Genomic DNA, 249 nt, shown 5'->3' with positions numbered 1-249 from the left:
GAACGCAGAAAACCCCTGACCACGAATGGTCAGGGGTTCCCTGGTTCTTCTACGTTAAGTCCGGCGGCGTCCTACTCTCCCACAAGGTCCCCCTTGCAGTACCATCGGCGCTGAGAGGCTTAGCTTCCGGGTTCGGAATGTGACCGGGCGTTTCCCTCTCGCTATGACCACCGGAACACTCTCGACCAGATCACGCATTTGGTCTCAAAGCTGTCCCAGCTACCATCTCCCGTGAAGAAGACAGAGCGG

The 249-nt window shown here is 57.8% G+C and carries 1 rRNA gene; it reads right to left on the bottom strand.

Annotated features, from left to right (window positions below):
* Nucleotides 1-58 precede the first annotated feature (58 nt).
* Nucleotides 59-175, bottom strand: a 5S ribosomal RNA gene (rrf, locus tag BIU89_RS13675).
* Between the last annotated feature and the right edge of the window lie 74 nt (nt 176-249).

The organism is Curtobacterium sp. MCBA15_005, from assembly GCF_001864855.1.
Taxonomy (GTDB): Bacteria; Actinomycetota; Actinomycetes; order Actinomycetales; family Microbacteriaceae; genus Curtobacterium; species Curtobacterium flaccumfaciens.
The sequence above is the reverse complement of the archived record's forward strand: the minus strand, read 5'-3'. Positions and strand labels throughout refer to the sequence as shown.